This is a genomic window from Streptomyces sp. NPDC006261 (assembly GCF_040613515.1).
Taxonomy (GTDB): domain Bacteria; phylum Actinomycetota; class Actinomycetes; order Streptomycetales; family Streptomycetaceae; genus Streptomyces.
On the sequence record NZ_JBEXSI010000029.1, the window covers coordinates 48,919 to 69,446 of the forward strand.

Below are 20,528 nucleotides of genomic sequence, written 5' to 3' on the forward strand. Positions count from 1 at the left end.
CTAGACCCCGAGCATTCCGGTCCACATGTCCGGGAAGTCCGGCAGGGTCTTGGCGGTCGTGCCCACGTTCTCGATCTCCACGCCCTTGACCGCGAGGCCGATGATCGCCCCGGCGGTGGCCATGCGGTGGTCGTCGTACGTGTGGAAGACACCGCCGTGGAGGGGGCGCGGGCGGATGTGCAGCCCGTCGGCCGTCTCGGTGACGTCGCCGCCCAGCTCGTTGATCTCCTTGGTGAGAGCGGCCAGCCGGTCCGTCTCGTGCAGCCGCAGATGGGCGACGCCGCTCAGTGTGGAGGGGGAGTCGGCCAGCGCCGCGACCGCCGCGATGCCCGGGGTCAGCTCGCCGACCTCGCCGAGGTCCACGTCGATGCCGTGGATCCGGCCCGTACCGGTGAAGGTCAGACCGCGCTCGGTCAGCTCACAGCTGCCACCCATCGCGGTGAAGATCTCCCGCAGGGCGTCACCCGGCTGGGTGGTCCGCTCGGGCCAGTCGGGGATGGTGACCTTGCCCCCGGTCACCAGCGCGGCGGCCAGGAACGGCTGGGCGTTGGAGAGATCGGGCTCGATCGTCAGGTCCCGGCCGAGCAGCGCTGAGGGCGAGACCCGCCACAGGTTCGGCTCGCCCCCCGTCTCCGGCTCGTCCACCTGCGCGCCGACGGCCCGCAGCATGTCGACGGTCATCCGGATGTGCGGCATCGAGGGGAGGACGGAGCCGGTGTGCCGGACCTCCACGCCCTGGTTGAAGCGCGGCCCCGACAGCAGCAGTGCCGAGACGAACTGCGAGGACGACGACGCGTCGATCGCCACCGGGCCGCCGTCGAGCGCCCCGCCGCCGTGCACGGTCAACGGCAGCGCACCGCGCCCGTCGTCCTCGATCCGCGCGCCCAGCGCCCGCAGCCCCTCGATCACGCCGGTCAGCGGCCGCTCGTAAGAACGGGGGTCGCCGTCGAAGTGGACCGGCCCGTCCGCCAGCGCGGCGACGGGCGGCAGGAAACGCATGACGGTGCCGGCGTTGCCGACGTCGACGGTGACCGGGCCGTGCAGCCCCGCCGGGATGACCCGCCAGGCCTCGCCGGAGCCGTCGGGCTCGCCCGCCGCGGTGGAGCTGGAGGAGATGGTCTCCTCGATGCGGACGCCCATCGCGCGCAGCGCCTCGGCCATCAGCAGGGTGTCGCGGGAGCGGAGCGGGCGGCGGAGCCAGCCCGGCTCGGAGGCCAGGGAAGCCAGCACGAGCGCCCGGTTGGTGACCGATTTGGAGCCGGGCACGGTGACGGTCGCGTCGACGGCTCCACTCGCGTGAGGTGCGGGCCAGAGGGCGGGGTGCACGGAACTCTCGGTCATGGCCCTTACTTTAGTGGCTCCGTGCCCATCCCGGTTCGTCAGCAAAAGGGCGGAAACCACCCGTAACGACACAATGGTACGGATCGTAGCTCGCCCCCTCCGGAGCCCCTCCGATCTCCTCCGGATCTCACCAGCCCAGCAGCCAGCGCCCGCCGCCGGTCAGCGAGCACAGCGACACCGCGTGGAAGAGGAAGAGCCACAGCGCCGCCGGGGCGAGGGTCAACCGGGCCAGCTGGTCCGCGTCGGAGTCCGGGGCGCCCCCGAAGCGCCGCTTGGACTGGAGCTCGAAGGGCGGCCGCACCCCGCCCAGCAGCAGGAACCAGACCACTGCGTACGCGAACGCCGACTGCACGTCCGACGAGGTCAGCCAGGACACCAGCAGGAACGCCGTACCGGTCAGGATGACGGTGAGCGCCCCGTACACATTGCGGATCATCACCAGCATCGCCGCGAGCAGCGCCGTCGCGATCCACAGAAGCAGCGTGATCCGGCCGTTGGTCAGCAGCCAGGCACCGCCCAGACCCAGCAGCGAGGGGGCCGTGTAGCCGGACGCGGCGGTGAGGATCATGCCGATCCCCGTCGGCTTGCCGCGGCTCACGGTCAGCCCGCTGGTGTCCGAGTGCAGCCGGATGCCCGACAGCTGGCGCCCGGTGAGCAGGGCCACCAGGCCGTGGCCGCCCTCGTGGGCGATGGTGATGGTGTTGCGCGCCAGGCGCCATATCGGGTTCGGTACGACGGCGATGAGCGCCAGGGCGGCCGTCGCCACCACCAGCCACTGCTCGGGTGCGGGCTGGGTGCCCGTGAGGCGATCCCACAGATCGCCCAGTTCGGTGCTGTTCATCGGCCGGGCGACTCCTTGCGGCAGGGGCGGGCGGTCGTGGCAGTCTGGCACTTATGTGCGGACGGTTTGCAGCCAGTCGGAAACCCGAGGACCTGACCGGACTCTTCGGGGTCGAGAAGTGGGAACCCACCGAGACCCTGGAGCCGGACTGGAACGTGGCGCCGACCAAAGAGGTCCACGTCGTGCTGGAGCGTCCTGTGAAGGACGCGGACGATCAGCGTCCGGTTCGCCAGTTGCGGACGCTGAAGTGGGGGCTCGTGCCCTCTTGGTCCAAGACCCCCGAGGGCGCGGCCCGGATGATCAACGCCCGCGCGGAGACCGTGCACGAGAAGCCGTCCTTCCGCCGCGCCTTCGCCCAGCGCCGCTGCATCCTGCCCGCCGACGGCTACTACGAGTGGGTCACCGGCGCCGAGGAACGGCAGCTGGAGGAGAAGAAGGGCAGGAAGCGGGCGCGCAAACAGCCCTACTTCGTCACCCCCGCCGACGCCTCGGTCTTCGCGATGGCCGGACTGTACGAGTTCTGGCGCGATGCGACCCTCCCCGGCGACCACGAGAACGCCTGGTGGGTGACGTGCTCGGTGATCACCACCGAGGCCGAGACCACACCCCTGGCCGTCGCCCCCGCCGAGGGCCCCGGCGCGCTCGCCGACATCCACCCCCGGATGCCGCTCATGCTCACCCCGGACCGCTGGGACACCTGGCTCGACCCCTCACACACCGCAGTGGACGAGCTGCGCGCACTGCTGGAGCCGCCGCCCGGCGGGCTGATGCGCGCCTACCCGGTCGCCACCGCCGTCAGCAACGTCCGCAACAACGGGCCGGAACTGCTGGAGGAGCTGGCCGCGCCGGAGGAGGAGACGCTGTTCTGAGCGGCGGGCGGGAGAGGATGGCGCGGTGAGCCGTCAACCACGTACGCAGAACGTCACCACCGACGCCGGTGAGGCCCGGATCACCTGGTTCCCCGCCACGACCGAGCCCCGCCTCGTGCTGGCCGCGAGCCACGGGGCGGGCGGCGGCATCGAGGCCCGCGACCTGAGGGCCCTGGCCGCCGCCCTGCCCGCCCGAGGGGTCACCGTCGCACTGGTGGAGCAGCCCTGGCGGGTGGCCGGCAAGAAGGTGGCCCCCGCCCCGAAGACCCTGGACACCGGCTGGCGCGGGCTGTGGCCCGCCCTCGCCGAGCCCGGACCTCCGGTCGTCGCCGGAGGCCGCAGCGCCGGGGCCCGGGTCGCCTGCCGGACCGCCGCCGAGCTGGGCGCGGCGGCCGTCCTCGCCCTCAGCTTCCCGCTGCACCCCCCGGGCAAGCCGGAGAAGTCCCGGGCGGACGAGCTGCTGGGCACGGGCGTGCCCACCCTGGTGGTCCAGGGCGGCAACGACCCGTTCGGGCGACCGGAGGAGTTCCCGTCCGGCTCGTACGAGCTGGCGGAGGTGCCGTACGGCGACCACGGTTTCGCCGTACCGAGGAAATCCGGGCTGAGTGAGGCTCAGGCCATGGACATCCTCACCGGCGCGGTGGCGACGTGGCTCGCCGCGCTCGGGTGAGCCTCAGGTGACACGGACCACGGGAATGCGGCGTACGGGGGCGCTGTTGTTCGGGACGTCGGTACAACAACGTCGTACGTGGAGAGGGAGTCCGTCGCATGGGTTCGACCATCTGCCCCAGCCGCTCGAACGCCGCTGACCTGGAGTGGACCGTGCTGCCTGCGGCGAGGACCACCCGTGAGCGGCCGACGGGCGGCGCTGATCGACAGCCCGTCTCCAAGCAAGGTCGACTATTCTCCGAGGCGAGCGGGTCCGGTTTCGGCTCCGCCACATCGTTGGAGGAGGTGGGTCCGGTCACTGGGACCGACACAGGGACCGACGACGGCCGTGCACCGGAGACGACCGCCGAGCGCAACGCGCGCTTCGAGCGGGACGCCCTCGGCTTTCTCGACCAGATGTACTCGGCCGCGCTGCGCATGACGCGCAACCCCGCCGATGCCGAGGACCTGGTCCAGGAGACCTACGCGAAGGCGTACGGCTCCTTCCACCAGTTCCGTGAGGGCACGAACCTCAAGGCGTGGATGTACCGCATCCTCACCAACACCTTCATCAACTCGTACCGGAAGAAGCAGCGCGAGCCCCAGCGCAGCGCCGCCGAGGAGATCGAGGACTGGCAGCTGGCGCGCGCCGAGTCGCACATGTCGACCGGTCTGCGCTCCGCCGAGTCCCAGGCCCTCGACCACCTCCCGGACTCCGACGTGAAGTCGGCGCTCCAGGCGATTCCCGAAGAGTTCCGCATCGCCGTCTATCTCGCCGATGTAGAGGGCTTTGCCTACAAGGAGATCGCGGACATCATGGGGACACCCATCGGTACGGTGATGTCCCGGCTGCACCGCGGTCGCCGTCAGCTGCGCGGCATGCTGGAGGACTACGCCCGTGAGCGCGGGCTCGTCGCGGCCGGTGCCGGTGACTCGGACGATCGGAAGGGCTCTACCTCATGAGCTGCGGAGAGCCGCACGAGACGGATTGCTCGGAGGTCCTCGACCATCTCTACGAGTTCCTCGACCGGGAGATGCCCGAGGGCGACTGCACCAAGTTCGAGGTGCACTTCGAGGAGTGCTCCCCGTGCCTGGAGAAGTACGGCCTGGAACAGGCCGTGAAGAAGCTGGTCAAGCGCTGCTGCGGCCAGGACGAGGTCCCGACCGACCTGCGCTCCAAGGTGATGGGCCGGATCGATCTGATCAGGGCCGGCGAGGCCGTGCCCGAGCAGGACATCACCGTCGGCGGCCAGGACGCCCCGGCCGACGTCCAGGACATCGTGGTCGGGGGCACGGACCAGACCGCGACCGCGCGCGAGTAGCCGCCGGGCTGAAGCGCGCGAACAGCCACCGGGCTCGAAGACCGCACCCCGTCCCCCGCGCTCGCCCGCACCCCCCGCTACGCCCTCACCAGCCGCACGTGGCGTCAGGCCGTCGCGAGAGTCCTCCGCCGTGCCGGTCTGACCGGGGCCCGGACTGGGTAACCCATGGGTAATGAGCGGGCGTCCGGCCGGGCATGGTTGGATGCGAAGCAGAGCGGAAAACGAGGGTGTCCAGTCGGGACAGGCGGGAATCGTGAGGATCTTCGGGAAGGTACGGCATCGGCCGTCCGCCTCTTGGCGGCAGGCCACGGACCGCGCGTTCACGCTGATCGGCGACGGCCGGTACGAGGACGCGGGGGCGCTGCTGACGCGCGCGGCGGATCTGGAGCCCTGGCTCTCGGAGTCCTGGTTCAATCTGGCACTGCTGCACAAGTTCCGGCACGACTGGGAGCAGGCGCGTGCGGCGGGCCTGCGGGCGGTCGCGCTGCTGGACCGTGAGTCCGGCGCCCCGGACTGGTGGAACGTCGGCATCGCGGCCACCGCGCTTCAGGACTGGCCGCTGGCGCGCCGGGCCTGGCAGGCGTACGGCCTCAAGGTGCCCGGCTCCGGGCTGAACAGCGCGGCCACCACCGAGCCGTCCGGCATGGAGCTGGGCAGCGCGGCGGTACGGCTCTCGCCCGAGGGCGAGGCCGAGGTCGTCTGGGGGCGTCGGCTCGACCCGGCCCGGATGGAGGTGCTCTCCATCCCGCTGCCGTCCTCCGGGCGGCGCTGGGGCGAGGTCGTGCTGCACGACGGGGTGCCCAACGGCGAGCGGGTCACCGCCGCCGGACCCTCGTATCCGGTCTTCGACGAGATCGAGCTGTGGGCGCCCTCCCCGGTGCCGACCTGGGTGGTGCTGCTGGAGGCGGCCACCGAGGAGGACCGGGACGCGCTGGAGAAGCTGGCGTCGGACGCCGGGTTCGCCGCCGAGGACTGGTCGTCCTCCGTACGGCTGCTGTGCCGGGCCTGTTCGGAGAGCCGGATGGAGAGCGACGAGGGCGACGGGGAGCACCTGGACCCGCACGACCACAGTGAGCCGGGCCACCCGGGACCGCTGGGGCACCGGACCGCGGGCGCCGGGGACCTGTGGGTCCCCGAGCGCGAGTGCGGTCTCGCGGCGCCGGCCGGTCTGGTGCGCGGGCTGCTGGACGGCTGGGTCGCCGACAGCCCGGACAGCCGCGAGTGGCGGGATCTCGAAGAAGTCTGCTGACCGCTGCCCGTAGGCTGTACGCGCACCGATCGCGGTGCTGTTCCTCCCGCGGTTCCCGGTTTCGACAGGGTCCGGCGGGGTCACCGAGTTCAGGTTTTGCAGGAAGGCGTACGGCGGACATGTCGCAGCAGGAGACGGACGGGCGGATCGGCGTGGACGACGAGGGGTTCATCGTCGACACCGAGGACTGCGAGGCGCGCGAGGCGGCGTACCGGGAGCGCGGTACGTCGCGTCCGATCACGGTCGTGGGCAACCCGGTGCTGCACAAGGAGTGCAAGGACGTCACCGAGTTCGGCGACGAGCTGGCGCAGCTGATCGACGACATGTTCGCCAGCCAGAAGACGGCCGAGGGCGTGGGCCTCGCGGCCAACCAGATCGGCGTGGACCTCAAGGTCTTCGTCTACGACTGCCCGGACGACGACGGCAACCGGCACACCGGCGTGGTCTGCAACCCGGTCCTGGAGGAGCTGCCCCCCGAGGCTCGGGTGCTGGACGACTCCAACGAGGGCTGCCTCTCGGTCCCGACCGCGTATGCCTCCCTCGCCCGCCCGGATTACGCGGTGGTGCGCGGCCAGGACGCCCAGGGCAATCCGATCAAGGTGCGCGGCAGCGGCTACTTCGCGCGCTGCCTCCAGCACGAGACGGACCACCTGTACGGCTACCTGTACATCGACCGGCTCTCCAAGCGCGACCGCAAGGACGCGCTCCGGCAGATGGAAGAGGGCACGCCGCGCTACGAGACCGTCCCGAACGACTGAGGACGCGTATCCGCGTGAAGGGCCCGGCACCGACTCCTGGTGCCGGGCCTTTCACGTACCCGTGGCAGCTAACTGCCGTTTCCTTTGGGGTAGTTGACGCGCGTCGACCCCTTGGGCCAGGCTCGCCGCACAGCGTCCGTGACCGAGAGGGAGCCCCATGCTGAAACGCACCGCACGCGTTCTGCTCGGACTTGTCATGACCATTACCTTCGCGTTGGGCGGGGCGGTCCTGACCGCCGGGCCCGCGCAGGCCGACGGCTGCTACACCTGGACCCGTACGCTCGCGCCCGGAGCCACCGGCAACGACGTCACCCAGCTCCAGATCCGGGTGGCCGGCTGGCCGGGGTACGACTCCGTGCTCGCCGTAGACGGCTCCTACGGCCCGGCCACCACCGCCGCCGTCAAGCGGTTCCAGGCGGCCTACGGCCTGGCTGCCGACGGAATCGCGGGCCCCGCCACCCAGGCCAAGATCTACGAGCTCCAGGACAACGACTGCACCCCGATCCACTTCACGTACCCCGAGCTCAACCAGTGCAACAGCACCTGGGCCGGCGGCGCGGTCGCGGCGGGCACGGCCAAGGCCAACGCGCTGAGCAGCATGTGGAAACTGGAGGCGCTGCGCCACGCGCTCGGGGACAGGTCGATCCGCGTCACCAGCGGCTTCCGTTCCTACTCCTGCAACTCGGCTGTCGGCGGAGCGAGCAACAGCCGCCACCTGTACGGCGACGCGGTCGACCTCGGCGCCTCGCCCCACTCTCTGTGCACACTGGCCAAGCAGGCCCGCTACCACGGCTTCCGGGGCATCCTCGGCCCCGGCTACTCGGGCCACAATGACCACGTGCACGTCAACCAGGGGCCCAGCCGCTTCTGGTCGGCCCCCAGCTGCGGTATCTGATCCAAGGCCGCTGACCGTGCCCGGCGTCCGTCCTCAGGCGACGTCGGGCACGGTGCCCGCCGGGCCCCGGAAGGTCCGGCGGTAGGCGTTCGGCGTCGTACCGAGCGTGCGTACGAACTGGTGCCGCAGGGTTGCCGCCGTGCCGAACCCCGTCTGCCCCGCGATCGTGTCGATCGTCCGGTCGGAGGTCTCCAGCAGGTGCTGGGCCAGCAGCACCCGCTGCCGTAGCAGCCAGCGGTACGGGGTCGTCCCTGTCTCCTGCTGGAAGCGGCGGGCGAAGGTGCGCGGCGACATGTGCGCCAGCGCCGCCAGCTGCTCCACCGACATTTCCTGGTCCAGGTGGTGCTCCATCCACGCCAGGGTGGAGCCGACCGTGTCGCAGGCGTTCCGGGGCAGCGGTCGGCTGATGTACTGCGCCTGGCCGCCGTCCCGGTGCGGCGGCACCACCATGCGCCGGGCGATCGTGTTGGCCGCGTCCTGCCCGTACGCCTGGCGGACGAGGTGGAGGCAGGCGTCGATCCCGGAAGCGGTCCCGGCCGAGGTGATCACTGAGCCCTCGTCCACGTACAGCACGTCCGGCTCCACGATCGCCTTCGGGTAGCGGCGGGCCAGCTCCGCCGCGTGGCGCCAGTGCGTCGTGCAGCGGCGGCCGTCCAGCAGGCCCGCCGCCCCGAGGACGTACGCCCCGGAACAGACGCTCAGCACCCGCGACCCGCGTTCCACGGCCCGCCGCAGCGCGTCGAGGACCTCTTCCGGGTACTCCCGCTCCATGAAGTTGCTGCCGGCCGGTACGGCGATGAGGTCGGCCTCCTCCAGCCGCTCCAGGCCGTGTTCGGTACGGATGGTGAAGCCGGCATGGGTGCTCAGCTCGGGGCCCGGAAAGCGCCGCGCGGCCTTATAGGGTCACGCGGCGCTCATGCCCGAAGGGTTGGGCGAAGGCCTAGCTCGAACGCCGTTCGTCCGGGGGCCGGACCGACGGCCCCGGGCCGTCCACCAGCAACGCCACCAGGCGGGTCACGGAGAGCTGCGGGTCGGGTGCGCCCGGCCAGCTGGTCATCAGGAGGTGGTGGGTGGTGCCGACGATGGCGAGGGCCGCGGTGCCCGGGTCGACGGCCTCCGCCTCCCGGCCCAGCCGCCGTTCGACCGCGAGATAGGTGGTCATGGCCTCCTCGATCACCCGGAAGCCGGGCGCCCCGCCTTCCATGGCCTCGCGGGTCCGCTGAGAGCTGGCGGCCCGGCTCATGGCCAGCCCCGAGAGGGCCGGGCCGGCGGCGTCGAGCAGCGCGCGTACGACGGTGCCGAGGTTCCCCGCCACCGTGCCCTGCCCGGTGAGCTGCGACAGTGCCTGCGCCTGCGCCGCCGTCCGCGCGAACCGGTCGAGGCAGAGCTCGGGCTCATGAGAGAAGTCTCCCAAGAGGGCCGCGGATCGGGACACTGTCTCCGCCGCGTTCGCCGGCGCTGTCACAGGGCCGGACCGGCTTTCGGGTGCACGCAACTCCACCGAGGCAGGGATCAGCAACTGCCCAACCTGGGCGCCTGTGGGCGTGCTTGGAAGCCGCCATGAACGGGGGGGACCGGCGCTTCCCGCGGGGGCACAGGCCGCAACGGTCGACGCCGTCCGACCGACCGCACAGCGCCGCCCACCGTGCCCGGCAGGAGGGACGCCGGCCGGAACAGGCGAGGTCCCGGGCACCGACCGGTGCCCGGGACCGCCTCGTCAGGTCCTAGAAGTCGTCGTCGAACCCGACCGAGCCCTCGACCGCCACCTGGTAGGCGGACGGGCGGCGCTCGAAGAAGTTCGTCAGCTCCTGGACACCCTGCAGCTCCATGAAGGAGAACGGGTTCTCCGAGCCGTACACCGTCGGGAAGCCCAGGCGGGCGAGCCGCTGGTCGGCGACGCACTCCAGGTACTGGCGCATCGACTCGGTGTTCATGCCCGGCAGGCCCTCGCCGCACAGGTCGCGGCCGAACTGCAGCTCCGCCTCGACCGCTTCCTTCAGCATGTCGGTGACCTGCTGCTGGAGCGCGTCGTCGAAGAGCTCCGGCTCCTCCTTGCGGACGGTGTCCACGACCTCGAACGCGAAGTTCATGTGCATCGTCTCGTCACGGAACACCCAGTTGGTGCCCGTGGCGAGACCGTGCAGCAGGCCGCGCGAGCGGAACCAGTACACGTACGCGAAGGCACCGTAGAAGAACAGCCCCTCGATGCAGGCCGCGAAGCAGATCAGGTTCAGCAGGAAGCGGCGGCGGTCGGCCTTCGTCTCCAGCCGGTCGATCTTCTCGACCGAGTCCATCCACTTGAAGCAGAACTGGGCCTTCTCGCGGATCGAGGGGATCTCCTCGACCGCGTCGAACGCCGCCGCCCGGTCGTCCGGGTCGGGCAGGTAGGTGTCCAGCAGCGTCAGGTAGAACTGGACGTGCACGGCCTCCTCGAAGAGCTGCCGCGACAGGTAGAGCCGCGCCTCGGGGGAGTTGATGTGCTTGTACAGCGTCAGCACGAGGTTGTTCGAGACGATCGAGTCACCGGTCGCGAAGAACGCCACCAGCCGGCCGATCATGTGCTGCTCGCCCGGCGACAGCTTGGCGAGGTCGGCGACGTCCGAGTGGAGGTCGACCTCCTCGACGGTCCAGGTGTTCTTGATCGCGTCCCGGTAGCGCTCGTAGAAGTCCGGGTAGCGCATGGGACGCAGGGTCAGTTCGAAGCCCGGGTCGAGCAGGTTCTTGTTCTCGTTGGAGCTCATTACTGGCAGGCCTCGCAGGACTCGGGGTTCTCAAGGGAGCAGGCGATGGCGTCCGCGTCGGGAGCCGACGCCTGCTGCACGGGAATGGGGACGGCGGCCGACGCCTGACCGGACGCGGCACGGGCGATGCGGGTCGCCGGGCGCGAACGCAGGTAGTACGTCGTCTTGAGCCCCTGCTTCCAGGCGTACGCGTACATCGAGGAGAGCTTGCCGATCGTCGGCGTCTCCAGGAACAGGTTGAGCGACTGGCTCTGGTCGAGGAACGGCGTACGGGCCGCCGCCATGTCGATCAGGCCGCGCTGCGGGATCTCCCACGCCGTGCGGTACAGCGCCCGCACGTCCTCGGGGATCCAGGCGAAGCCCTGCACGGAGCCGCTGGCCTCGCGCAGCGCCTCACGGGTGCGGGCGTCCCACACGCCGAGCTCCTTCAGCTCGTCCACCAGGTAGGCGTTCACCTGGAGGAACTCACCGCTGAGCGTCTCGCGCTTGAACAGGTTGGAGACCTGCGGCTCGATGCACTCGTACACACCCGCGATCGAGGCGATCGTCGCGGTCGGCGCGATCGCGAGCAGCAGCGAGTTGCGCATGCCGGTCTCGGCGACCCGGGCGCGCAGGGCGTCCCAGCGCTCCGGCCAGTTCAGCTCGGTGTCGTAGTGGTCGGGGTGCAGCACACCGCGCGCGGCACGCGTCTGGGACCAGGCGGGCAACGGGCCGGACCGCTCGGCGAGGTCGCAGGACGCCTCGTACGCGGCGAGCATGATGCGCTCGGAGATCTTCGTCGAGAGCGCGCGGGCCTCGGGGGAGTCGAAGGGCAGGCGCAACTGGAAGAAGACGTCCTGGAGGCCCATCGCACCCAGGCCGACCGGTCGCCAGCGGGAGTTGGAGCGCCCGGCCTGTTCGGTCGGGTAGAAGTTGATGTCGACGACCCGGTCGAGGAAGGTGACCGCGGTGCGGACCGTGGAGTCCAGGCGCTCCCAGTCGATCGAGCCGTCTCCCACGAAGGCGCCCAGGTTGACCGAGCCGAGGTTGCAGACGGCCGTCTCGCCGTCATCGGTGACCTCGAGGATCTCGGTGCACAGGTTCGAGGAGTGGACGACCCGGCCCGGCTCGGCGGTCTGGTTCGCGGTCCGGTTGGAGGCGTCCTTGAACGTCATCCAGCCCTGGCCGGTCTGCGCGAGGGTCCGCATCATCCGGCCGTACAGCTCACGCGCCGGGATCGTCTTGCGGGCCAGCCCCTTGGCCTCGGCGGCGCGGTAGGCCGCGTCGAACTCGTCGCCCCACAGGTCGACCAGCTCGGGGACCTCGGCGGGGGAGAACAGCGACCAGCCGGTGTCCGCGTCGACCCGGCGCATGAACTCGTCCGGGATCCAGTGCGCCAGGTTCAGGTTGTGCGTACGGCGCTGGTCCTCACCGGTGTTGTCGCGGAGCTCCAGGAACTCCTCGATGTCCGCGTGCCAGGTCTCCAGGTAGACCGCGGCGGCGCCCTTGCGCCGGCCGCCCTGGTTCACCGCCGCCACGGAGGCGTCCAGCGTCTTGAGGAACGGCACGATGCCGTTGGAGTGCCCGTTGGTGCCCCGGATCAGCGAGCCCCGGGCGCGGATGCGGGAGTACGACAGACCGATGCCGCCCGCGTGCTTGGAGAGGCGCGCCACCTGGTGGTAGCGGTCGTAGATCGAGTCCAGCTCGTCCTTGGGCGAGTCCAGCAGATAACAGGAGGACATCTGCGGGTGCCGGGTGCCGGAGTTGAAGAGCGTGGGGGAGGAGGGGAGGTAGTCCAGCCGGCTCATCAGCCGGTAGAGCGCGGCGACCTCGTCCAGCGCGCGCACCGAGTCGTCCTCCGCGAGGCCCGCGGCCACGCGCAGCATGAAGTGCTGCGGGGTCTCGATGACCTGGCGGGTGAGCGGGTGGCGCAGCAGGTAGCGGCTGTGCAGCGTACGCAGACCGAAGTAGCCGAAGCGGTCGTCGTCGCCGTCGGCCAGCGCCTGCTCGACGAGTTCGTCCAGCGCGGCCGCGTGGAGCGCCACGAACTCGGCGGTGCGGTCGGCGATCAGGCCCTCGCGGTGGCCCACGGCGACGGAGGCGGAGAAGTGCGTCGCGCCCTGGCCCGCGGCCTCGTCGGCGATCGTGCGGGTCAGCAGCCTGGCGGCGAGCCGGGAGTACGCCGGGTCCTCGGAGATCAGACCCGCGGCGGCCTCGGTGGCCAGCGAGCGCAGCTCGGCCTCGTCGGAGCGGGCGTTGCGCCCGCGCAGCGCGGAGGCGGCGACCCGTCCGGGGTCGGTGTCGGGCAGATCGGCGGTGAGGTCGGTCAGGGTCCGCAGCAGGGCGGTCCCGGGTCCGTCGTTCTGGCCTGCTCCGGACGTGGTGGAGGCAGCGGATTCGGTGGCTGAAACCGGATCGGCGGGCGCGATGGTCACTGGGCTATCCCTCGCTCGGCTGGGGGCCCGGCGGCGAGCGGGGAGCCGGGCAGCACGATGCCCCTGAGGGCAGCACCGCTCACGGCGTCCACCGGCCCATCCGCGAGGCCCGGACGTCTGGCGTCCGGTTCGGTCGAGCCGGACGCGCTGTCGACAGGTCGTCGGACTTCGGGTGTGCAAAAGCACACTGATCACACCGTTGCGGGACAGTTCCGGATTCGCACCGGATTCCCCTGCGGCGACAGCGAGGTTGAGCATACATGTGGGGGGCGCCTGATGAGGAAGCCCCCACATGTTGTGTCGGCCGACTCGAAAGCTCGCCAGACGGCCTGACTTCTCCGCCCAGCTTCTTCCGTACCGGCCGGGTGGGAACGGGCCCGTACGAGGGCGCGAGAAGGGGCCGCCGCGCCCCTGGGAGGGGTGCGACGGCCCCGATCGGCCGGTGGCGCTCAGCAGCAGCGGAAGCCCTCGCGGGGATCCGTCTCACGGGCGTCGGTGCGGCTGTGTTCGAAGGCGCGGCGGGTCATCACCGGAGTGTCCGGATCGTGGACCCTCGCGTGCGCCACGTAGCGGTCGTATGCCGACTCGCCGGTCAGTTCCCGGACGTACCAGCGGATCCGTCCCGCGACCCGTCGTACGTCCGCGAGGGTCATGTCCGGCTCCCCGTTCCCGCCGTCTCCTTGCGGATGCCGCCCTCGGGGCCGACTCCGGCGGCGACCAGTTCGGCCTTCTCCTCCTTGGTGGCGATGAGCGAGGCCGGGGCGACGAGCTTGGACTCGACGTACGGCGTCTCGTGGAGCCTCACGCTCTCCGGGTCGCGGATGGCGTTGAAGCAGACCCGGCCGGCGTCCACGAGCACCACGATGATGAGGAGGGCGAAGAGGGCGCACAGCACGCCGTCGACGGTGGAGTTGGTGACGACGGTCTGCATGTCGTCCATGTTCCTGGCGGGTGGCAGGACCTCGCCCGCGTCGATGCCCGCCTGGTACTTGTCGCGCTGGGCGAAGAAGCCGATCTTCACGTCCGACGAGAAGATCTTCTGCCAGCTCGCGGTGAGGGTGACCGCCACGTCCCAGGCGAGCGGGACCGCCGTGACCCATGCCCACTTCAGTCGGCCGGACTTGACGAGCAGGGTGGTGCAGACGGCCAGTGCGACGGCGGCCAGCAGCTGGTTGGCGATGCCGAAGAGCGGGAAGAGCTGGTTGATGCCGCCCAGCGGGTCGTGCACGCCGACCCAGAGGAAGTAGCCCCAGCCGCCGACCACGACGGCGCTGGCGAACCAGACGCCCGGCTTCCAGCTGACCTCGCGGAACGGCTTGTAGGCGTTGCCCAGCATGTCCTGGAGCATGAAGCGCCCGACGCGGGTGCCGGCGTCCACGGTGGTGAGGATGAAGAGCGCCTCGAACATGATGGCGAAGTGGTACCAGAACGCCTTCATCGCGGTCCCGCCGATCACCGCGGAGAAGATCTCCGCCATGCCGAGCGCGAACGTCGGCGCGCCGCCGGTCCGGGAGAGCAGACTCGCCTCCTCCACGTCCTTGGCGGCCTGCGCCAGGGCGTCCGGGGTGATGGTGAAGCCGAAGTTGGCCACGGCCTGGGAGGCGGACTGGACGCTGTCGCCGATCACACCGACCGGCGCGTTGATGGCGAAGTACAGGCCCGGGTCGATGATGCAGGCGGCGATCATCGCCATGATCGCGACGAACGACTCGACCAGCATGGCGCCGTAGCCGATCATCCGGATCTGCGTCTCCTTCTGGACCATCTTCGGCGTGGTGCCGGAGGAGACCAGGGAGTGGAAGCCGGACAGCGCACCGCAGGCGATGGTGATGAAGACGAACGGGAACATCGAGCCGGCGAAGACCGGTCCTTGGCCGTTGGTGGCGAAGTCGGTGACCGCGGGCATCTTCAGGGTCGGCAGCGCGACGATGACGCCCAGGGCCAGCAGCCCGATCGTGCCGACCTTCATGAAGGTGGAGAGGTAGTCGCGCGGGGCCAGCAGCAGCCACACGGGGAGCACGGAGGCGAGGAACCCGTACACGATCATCCAGATGACCAGCGTGCCCGGCTCCAGCGTGAAGAAGTCCGCCCACGACGACTCGGCGACCCAGCCGCCCGAGACGATCGCGAGGAGCAGCAGCGCGACGCCGATGAGGGAGACCTCACTGACCTTGCCGGGCCGCAGGATGCGCAGATAGACGCCCATGAAGAGGGCGATCGGGATCGTCATGCCGATGGAGAAGACGCCCCACGGCGAGTGGGCGAGCGCGTTCACGATGACCAGCGCGAGGACCGCGAGCAGGATGATCATGATGATGAAGACCGCGACCAGGGCGGCGATCCCGCCGACCGGTCCTATCTCGTCGCGCGCCATCTGGCCGAGCGAACGGCCGTTGCGGCGGGTGGAGAAGAAGAGCGTCACCATGTCCTGGACGGCACCGGCGAAGATGACGCCGACGACCAGCCAGATCGTGCCGGGCAGATAACCCATCTGCGCGGCGAGCACGGGGCCGACCAGGGGGCCGGCGCCCGCGATGGCGGCGAAGTGGTGGCCGAACAGCACCCGGCGGTCGGTGGGGTGGAAGTCGACACCGTTGTCCAGCAGTTCGGCGGGCGTCGCGCGGTTCTTGTCCGCCTTCAGGACCCGGTTGGCGATGAACCGGGAGTAGAAGCGGTAGGCGATGGCGTACGAGCCCAGCGCCGCCGCCAGCATCCAGGCGGCGGAGACCTCCTCACCCCGCGAGAGCGCGAGGGTGGCCCAGCCGATCGCGCCGACCAGGCCGACCAGGCTCCAGACGACTATGGACTTCGGGGACGGTGTCCGCCGTCCCGGTGCTTGTGGAACCGGTGGTGCTGGTGTGGGCGATTCCGGCATTTCGATCCGTCCCCTCGCGTGATCACTGTCGTAGCGTGCGCGAAATCTAGGTGGTACGGCCGCCTGTCCGGAACCCCTGTCCGCATACCGGTCGCGTATCACCGATGTCTCCACCGAAGTTCCGCAGTAAGGGCACGGACGGCAGGGGAGGCCGGTTCACCTGATCCGGGCGGCAGCCGGGATGACCGAAAACAGGCGGTGGCCCGGGGAGGGGGTCCCCGCGCCACCGCCTGTCCGCACGCTGCTGGTTCTCAGTCCACCGGCCGCTTCAGGCGGGCCACGAACTTGTACCGGTCGCCCCGGTACACCGAACGCACCCACTCCACCGGTTCGCCCTGGCCATCGATCGAATGGCGGGAGAGCATCAGCATCGGCAGCCCTACATCCGTCCCCAGCAGACCCGCCTCGCGCGGGGTGGCGAGCGAGGTCTCGATGGTCTCCTCGGCCTCGGCGAGGCGGACGTCGTACACCTCGGCGAGCGCGGTGTAGAGCGAGGTGTACTTCACCAGCGAGCGGCGCAGCGCCGGGAAGCGTTTGGCCGAAAGATGGGTGGTCTCGATCGCCATCGGCTCCCCGCTGGCGAGGCGCAGTCGCTCGATGCGCAGCACGCGGCCGCCCGTCGAGATGTCCAGCAGACCGGCGAGCGTGTCGTCCGCCGTGACATAGCCGATGTCGAGCAGCTGGGACGTCGGCTCCAGCCCCTGGGCGCGCATGTCCTCGGTGTACGAGGTCAGCTGGAGCGCCTGGGAGACCTTCGGCTTGGCGACGAAGGTCCCCTTGCCCTGGATGCGTTCGAGCCGGCCCTCGACGACCAGCTCCTGCAGGGCCTGGCGCACGGTGGTGCGCGAGGTGTCGAACTCGGCCGCCAGGGTGCGTTCGGGCGGCACCGGGGTGCCGGGCGGCAAGGTATCGGTCATGTCGAGGAGATGCCGCTTGAGCCGGTAGTACTTCGGTACGCGCGCGGTGCGCGGACCGTTGCCGGTCTCGCTCCCCGAACTGCCCCCGTCGGCACCCATGGCCCGCCTTCCCGACGCTTGCGTTGCTGCCGTCACCGGCTCCTCCGTCTGTAGCGGCTCACATGGTGGCACGGTCCGGTCACGGGTCGTCGCCCTCCCTTAGGTGTCGGTCCTATAACGGACGCGAGTGCACTTCTTATACACCCTTGACACCCCTAAAGGTCTAGGCCAAGCTCCCGGTACTGGTCTAAACCATTAAAGACCAGGTCCAGCCCCAACAGAACTCGTCGAATGTCTTCGCGGTGGGTGGGGTTGCAGCATCCCTGAGGAGGGTTTGACGTGAAGCGCAAGCTCATCGCGGCTATCGGTGTCGCGGGCATGTTGGTTTCGGTCGCGGCATGTGGGACTGACGACAAGGCATCGTCGCAGGACCCGAAGGACCGCAAGGAAAACCTGACCGTCTGGCTCATGGGCGAGGCCCAGTCGACCTGGCCCGAACTGGTCAAGGACGTCAATGCCGAGTTCAACAAGAAGTACCCGGGTGTCACGGTAAAGGTTCAGTACCAGCAGTGGGCTGACAAGGTCAAGAAGCTTGACACCTCCCTCGGTGGCGACAAATTCCCGGACGTTGTCGAACTCGGCAACACCGAGACCATGCAGTACATCCTCAACGGTGCGCTCGGGGAAATCGACCCCGAGAAGTACGAGAACTCGGACACCTGGATCAAGGGTCTGAAGGACACCTGCACCTACGAGGGCAAGACGTACTGCGTTCCTTACTACGCCAGTGCCCGTCTGGCCGTCTACAACAAGGACATGCTGAAGGCCGGCACCGGCAGTGACGTCCTCCCGCAGACCGAGGACGAGTTCCTCAAGGCGATGGACAAGGTCTCCGCGGAGCTGGGCAAGAAGGACAAGCGCGCCTCCTCTCTCTATTTCCCGGGCCGCTACTGGTACGCCGCGATGTCCTACGTCGCCGCCTACGGTGGCCAGATAGCCACGTACGACGAGGGCGCCAAGGAGTGGAAGGGCTCGCTGTCCTCCCCCGAGTCGCAGAAGGGCCTCGAGCACTACGTCAACCTGGTCAAGAAGTACAACAAGGCCGACCAGACGAAGGACGAGCAGGACCACGCCAACGTCATGGCCAACGAGAAGGCCGCCGTGATCTACGGCCAGGCCTGGGAGGCCGGCAGCGTCACGGGTGGCGAGAACGGCAACCCGAAGCTCGAGGGCAAGATCGCCACGGCCGGTATCCCCGGACCCGAGGGCAAGGCCCTCCCGTCCTTCATCGGCGGCTCGGACCTCGCGACGATCTCCAAGTCCAAGGTCCAGGACCTCGGCCAGGAGTGGATCTCCCTCTTCACCAACGCGAAGGGCGGCGAGGTCCTCGCGTCGAAGAACGTCCTTCCGAACAACGAGAAGCAGCTCGAGCCGCTGAAGACGAAGCCGGAGACCGCCGCCATCGCCAACGCGGTGCCGGACGCCTGGTTCACGCCGATCGCGCCGGGCTGGGCCTCCATCGAGAAGGAGGAGATCCTGGAGAACGTTCTCCTGGAGATCCTCAAGGGCTCCTCCGTCGCCGACGCCTCCAAGAAGGCCGACGACAAGATCAACGCCCTGATCAACAAGAAGGCCTGACCTTCCTCCGGTCGCCAGGTGGGGCCCGGCAGCGATGCCGGGCCCCCGCCCTCTTCTCGTAAGTGAACGCCGTGAATTCCGGGGCCCGCCTCGGACCCGCGATGGAAGGTCAGCCACGTGTCTGCCGCTGATACCAAGGCCGTCGGGCCGCCGGTCCCGCTACCGCCCGACCCGCAGCCGACCGGGAAGTCGTCCTCCGACGACGCACCCCGGGTACAGAAGAGGAAGCGGAAGAAGGGTGAACTCCTCCCCTACTTCCTGATCCTCCCGGCGATCGTGGCGATCGCCGCCGTCTACCTCTACCCGCTCGGCAAGACGGTCATCATGTCCTTCCAGGACATGGGCCGGCGCGAACTGTGGTCCGGAGAGCCCGCCCCCTGGGTGGGCTTCGAACAGTTCACCAACATCCTCGGCGACTCCGAGTTCTGGTGGGTCACCTTCCGCACGGTCGTCTTCATGGTCATCTGTGTGACGCTGACGATGGGCATCGGGCTGCTGGTCGCCCTGCTCATGCGCAAGCTCTCCACCTGGGTCCGGCTCGTCCTGACGGTGGCCCTGATCGCCGCCTGGTCGATGCCGCTGATGGTCGCCGCCTCGATCTTCCGGTTCATGGCCGACTCCGACTACGGCCTGATCAACACGCTGATCGCCAAGGTCGTCGGCGAGGACTGGCTCGGGCACAACTGGTACCTCAACCCGGTCCAGGGCTTCGGCATCATCACCCTGCTGGTCGTCTGGGGCGCCATCCCGTTCGTCGTCGTCACCCTGTACGCCGCCCTCACCCAGGTCCCCCAGGAGCTGGAGGAGGCAGCGGCACTCGACGGCGCCAGCGCGTACGGCATCTACAAGTTCGTCACCTGGCCGGTCATCAAGCCGGTCTTCACCATGGTCGCCACCCTCTCGGTGATCTGGGACTTCAACGTCTTCGGCCAGATCTGGCTGCTGCGAGGCAACAAGCCCGAGCCGGAGTACGAGACCCTCGGCCTCTACTCCTACTCCAAGGCGTTCGAGTCCACCTCCTTCAGCCAGGGCACCGCGATCGCCCTCATCACGGTGGTGCTGCTGTCCGGCGTGGCCGTGTTCTACCTGCGCCAGCTCATGAAGACGGGAGAGGTCGAATGAGCAGTACGACCGAAACACAGGCGCTGCGTCCCGACCGGAAGAAGAGCCGGCTCCACCTCGACATCATCGGCCTCGGCATCGCCGCGGTCATGATCTTCCCGGTGTACTGGCTGGTCATCAGCGCCCTGCGGCCCAACCAGGAGATCCGCAGCTACGACCAGACCCTGTGGCCCACGTCGATCACCTTCGACAACTTCGCGCGCGCCGTCGACCAGCCGAACTTCGTCACCGCCATCCAGTCCAGCCTGATCGTCGCCGTCACCGCCGTGCTCGGCGGCATGATCATCGCCACGCTGGCGGCTCTGGCGATCGGACGGTTCCGGTTCTTCGGCCGCAAGGCCCTCATCCTGGTCATGATCCTGGTCCAGATGCTGCCGCCGACGGCGATGCTCATCCCGATCTACGCCCAGCTCAACGCCATGGGCGGGATCGACGAGTACTGGGGCCTGATCGTCGTCTACCTGGTCTCCACGCTGCCCTTCGCCACCATCATGATCCGCGGCTTCGTCGTGAACATCCCGGTGGAACTGGAGGAGTCCGCGATGGTGGACGGCCTCACCCGCTTCGGCGCCTTCCGCCGGGTGATCTTCCCGCTGCTCGCCCCCGGGCTCGCCGCCGCGTCGATCTTCGCCCTGGTGAACGCGTGGAACGAGTACCTCTTCGCGTACATCCTGATCAACGACAACTCCAAGTACACGCTGAACGTGTGGCTGATGACGTTCACCACCGAGCGCGGAACGGACTACGGCGCACTCATGGCGGCCTCGACCATGATCGCCCTGCCCGTCGTCGTGTTCTTCATGATCATCCAGAAGAAGATGGCCGCAGGCCTCACTTCCGGCGCTGTGAAGGGATAGTG

Annotated in this window: 17 protein-coding genes, 2 pseudogenes and 1 riboswitch; of the genes and pseudogenes, 10 read left to right on the top strand and 9 right to left on the bottom strand. The window is 69.5% G+C overall.

Going from position 1 to position 20,528, the window contains the following annotated elements:
* Both aroA and ABZ154_RS20330 read right to left on the bottom strand, forming a co-directional pair.
* Positions 1-1,341 (bottom strand): 3-phosphoshikimate 1-carboxyvinyltransferase, encoded by a 1,341-nt coding sequence (gene aroA / locus ABZ154_RS20325; protein ID WP_356834481.1) that lies wholly within the window; start codon positions 1,339-1,341, stop codon positions 1-3.
* A gap of 127 nt (positions 1,342-1,468) precedes the next feature.
* Positions 1,469-2,182, bottom strand: a complete 714-nt coding sequence (locus ABZ154_RS20330) for a M50 family metallopeptidase (RefSeq protein WP_356834483.1) — start codon at positions 2,180-2,182, stop codon at positions 1,469-1,471.
* Positions 2,183-2,235: 53 nt separating this feature from the next.
* Here ABZ154_RS20330 and ABZ154_RS20335 point away from each other — a divergent pair, with 53 nt between their 5' ends.
* The 7 genes from ABZ154_RS20335 (at position 2,236) to ABZ154_RS20365 (ending at position 7,923) form a co-directional block, all read left to right on the top strand.
* Complete coding sequence (locus ABZ154_RS20335) at positions 2,236-3,051, top strand: SOS response-associated peptidase (protein ID WP_356834485.1); 816 nt, start codon at positions 2,236-2,238, stop codon at positions 3,049-3,051.
* A gap of 25 nt (positions 3,052-3,076) precedes the next feature.
* Positions 3,077-3,721 carry an alpha/beta family hydrolase gene (locus ABZ154_RS20340; protein WP_356834487.1) on the top strand — a complete coding sequence of 215 codons (645 nt, stop codon included), beginning with the start codon at positions 3,077-3,079 and terminating at the stop codon, positions 3,719-3,721.
* Positions 3,722-4,005: 284 nt separating this feature from the next.
* Positions 4,006-4,662, top strand: coding sequence for a sigma-70 family RNA polymerase sigma factor (locus tag ABZ154_RS20345; RefSeq protein ID WP_018510075.1), 657 nt, complete (start codon positions 4,006-4,008; stop codon positions 4,660-4,662).
* Positions 4,659-5,021 carry a mycothiol system anti-sigma-R factor gene (rsrA, locus tag ABZ154_RS20350; RefSeq protein WP_356834489.1) on the top strand — a complete coding sequence of 121 codons (363 nt, stop codon included), beginning with the start codon at positions 4,659-4,661 and terminating at the stop codon, positions 5,019-5,021. The genes ABZ154_RS20345 and rsrA overlap by 4 nt, the downstream gene beginning before the upstream one ends.
* A 253-nt stretch (positions 5,022-5,274) precedes the next feature.
* Positions 5,275-6,270: a hypothetical protein gene (locus tag ABZ154_RS20355; RefSeq protein ID WP_128845825.1), complete on the top strand. Its 996-nt coding sequence runs from the start codon at positions 5,275-5,277 to the stop codon at positions 6,268-6,270.
* A 119-nt stretch (positions 6,271-6,389) separates the two neighbouring features.
* On the top strand, positions 6,390-7,028 hold the full coding sequence (gene def / locus ABZ154_RS20360; RefSeq protein ID WP_356834491.1) for a peptide deformylase: 639 nt from the start codon (positions 6,390-6,392) through the stop codon (positions 7,026-7,028).
* A 157-nt stretch (positions 7,029-7,185) separates the two neighbouring features.
* Positions 7,186-7,923 (top strand): D-Ala-D-Ala carboxypeptidase family metallohydrolase, encoded by a 738-nt coding sequence (locus ABZ154_RS20365; RefSeq protein WP_356834493.1) that lies wholly within the window; start codon positions 7,186-7,188, stop codon positions 7,921-7,923.
* A gap of 33 nt (positions 7,924-7,956) precedes the next feature.
* Here the strand turns inward: ABZ154_RS20365 and ABZ154_RS20370 are convergent.
* From ABZ154_RS20370 to ABZ154_RS20400, 7 genes and pseudogenes are all read right to left on the bottom strand, one after another.
* Positions 7,957-8,799, bottom strand: a pseudogene (locus ABZ154_RS20370) (helix-turn-helix domain-containing protein); the annotation flags it as partial.
* A gap of 64 nt (positions 8,800-8,863) precedes the next feature.
* Positions 8,864-9,313, bottom strand: a pseudogene (locus ABZ154_RS20375) (TetR/AcrR family transcriptional regulator); the annotation flags it as partial.
* Between the two features lie 334 nt (positions 9,314-9,647).
* Complete coding sequence (locus ABZ154_RS20380) at positions 9,648-10,664, bottom strand: ribonucleotide-diphosphate reductase subunit beta (protein ID WP_356834495.1); 1,017 nt, start codon at positions 10,662-10,664, stop codon at positions 9,648-9,650.
* Positions 10,664-13,078 (bottom strand): ribonucleoside-diphosphate reductase subunit alpha, encoded by a 2,415-nt coding sequence (locus ABZ154_RS20385; protein WP_356834497.1) that lies wholly within the window; start codon positions 13,076-13,078, stop codon positions 10,664-10,666. The genes ABZ154_RS20380 and ABZ154_RS20385 overlap by 1 nt, the downstream gene beginning before the upstream one ends.
* Positions 13,079-13,234: 156 nt before the next feature.
* A riboswitch (cobalamin riboswitch) is annotated at positions 13,235-13,311 on the bottom strand.
* A gap of 216 nt (positions 13,312-13,527) precedes the next feature.
* Positions 13,528-13,731 (bottom strand): YbdD/YjiX family protein, encoded by a 204-nt coding sequence (locus ABZ154_RS20390; RefSeq protein WP_356834499.1) that lies wholly within the window; start codon positions 13,729-13,731, stop codon positions 13,528-13,530.
* A complete protein-coding gene (locus ABZ154_RS20395) occupies positions 13,728-15,953 on the bottom strand; it encodes a carbon starvation CstA family protein (protein ID WP_356834501.1) in 2,226 nt (741 codons plus the stop codon). Before ABZ154_RS20395 ends, ABZ154_RS20390 begins: the two co-directional genes overlap by 4 nt.
* A 251-nt stretch (positions 15,954-16,204) precedes the next feature.
* Entirely contained in the window at positions 16,205-16,969 is a 765-nt protein-coding gene (locus ABZ154_RS20400; protein ID WP_356834503.1) for a GntR family transcriptional regulator, read from the bottom strand.
* Positions 16,970-17,248: 279 nt separating this feature from the next.
* On the opposite strand from ABZ154_RS20400, the gene ABZ154_RS20405 reads away from it, so the two are divergent.
* From ABZ154_RS20405 to ABZ154_RS20415, 3 genes are all read left to right on the top strand, one after another.
* Positions 17,249-18,547: a sugar ABC transporter substrate-binding protein gene (locus tag ABZ154_RS20405; RefSeq protein ID WP_356834505.1), complete on the top strand. Its 1,299-nt coding sequence runs from the start codon at positions 17,249-17,251 to the stop codon at positions 18,545-18,547.
* A gap of 117 nt (positions 18,548-18,664) precedes the next feature.
* Positions 18,665-19,669, top strand: coding sequence for a sugar ABC transporter permease (locus tag ABZ154_RS20410; RefSeq protein WP_356834507.1), 1,005 nt, complete (start codon positions 18,665-18,667; stop codon positions 19,667-19,669).
* Complete coding sequence (locus tag ABZ154_RS20415) at positions 19,666-20,526, top strand: carbohydrate ABC transporter permease (protein ID WP_356834509.1); 861 nt, start codon at positions 19,666-19,668, stop codon at positions 20,524-20,526. The genes ABZ154_RS20410 and ABZ154_RS20415 overlap by 4 nt, the downstream gene beginning before the upstream one ends.
* The last annotated feature ends 2 nt before the right edge of the window (positions 20,527-20,528 follow it).

Bases quoted from the DNA above. Each gene is read 5' to 3' on its own strand.
- aroA (WP_356834481.1), bottom strand. From the start codon at position 1,341: ATGACCGAGAGTTCCGTGCACCCCGCCCTCTGGCCCGCACCTCACGCG.
- ABZ154_RS20330 (WP_356834483.1), bottom strand. From the start codon at position 2,182: ATGAACAGCACCGAACTGGGCGATCTGTGGGATCGCCTCACGGGCACC.
- ABZ154_RS20335 (WP_356834485.1), top strand. From the start codon at position 2,236: ATGTGCGGACGGTTTGCAGCCAGTCGGAAACCCGAGGACCTGACCGGA.
- rsrA (WP_356834489.1), top strand. From the start codon at position 4,659: ATGAGCTGCGGAGAGCCGCACGAGACGGATTGCTCGGAGGTCCTCGAC.
- def (WP_356834491.1), top strand. From the start codon at position 6,390: ATGTCGCAGCAGGAGACGGACGGGCGGATCGGCGTGGACGACGAGGGG.
- ABZ154_RS20365 (WP_356834493.1), top strand. From the start codon at position 7,186: ATGCTGAAACGCACCGCACGCGTTCTGCTCGGACTTGTCATGACCATT.
- ABZ154_RS20380 (WP_356834495.1), bottom strand. From the start codon at position 10,664: ATGAGCTCCAACGAGAACAAGAACCTGCTCGACCCGGGCTTCGAACTG.
- ABZ154_RS20390 (WP_356834499.1), bottom strand. From the start codon at position 13,731: ATGACCCTCGCGGACGTACGACGGGTCGCGGGACGGATCCGCTGGTAC.
- ABZ154_RS20395 (WP_356834501.1), bottom strand. From the start codon at position 15,953: ATGCCGGAATCGCCCACACCAGCACCACCGGTTCCACAAGCACCGGGA.
- ABZ154_RS20400 (WP_356834503.1), bottom strand. From the start codon at position 16,969: ATGGGTGCCGACGGGGGCAGTTCGGGGAGCGAGACCGGCAACGGTCCG.
- ABZ154_RS20415 (WP_356834509.1), top strand. From the start codon at position 19,666: ATGAGCAGTACGACCGAAACACAGGCGCTGCGTCCCGACCGGAAGAAG.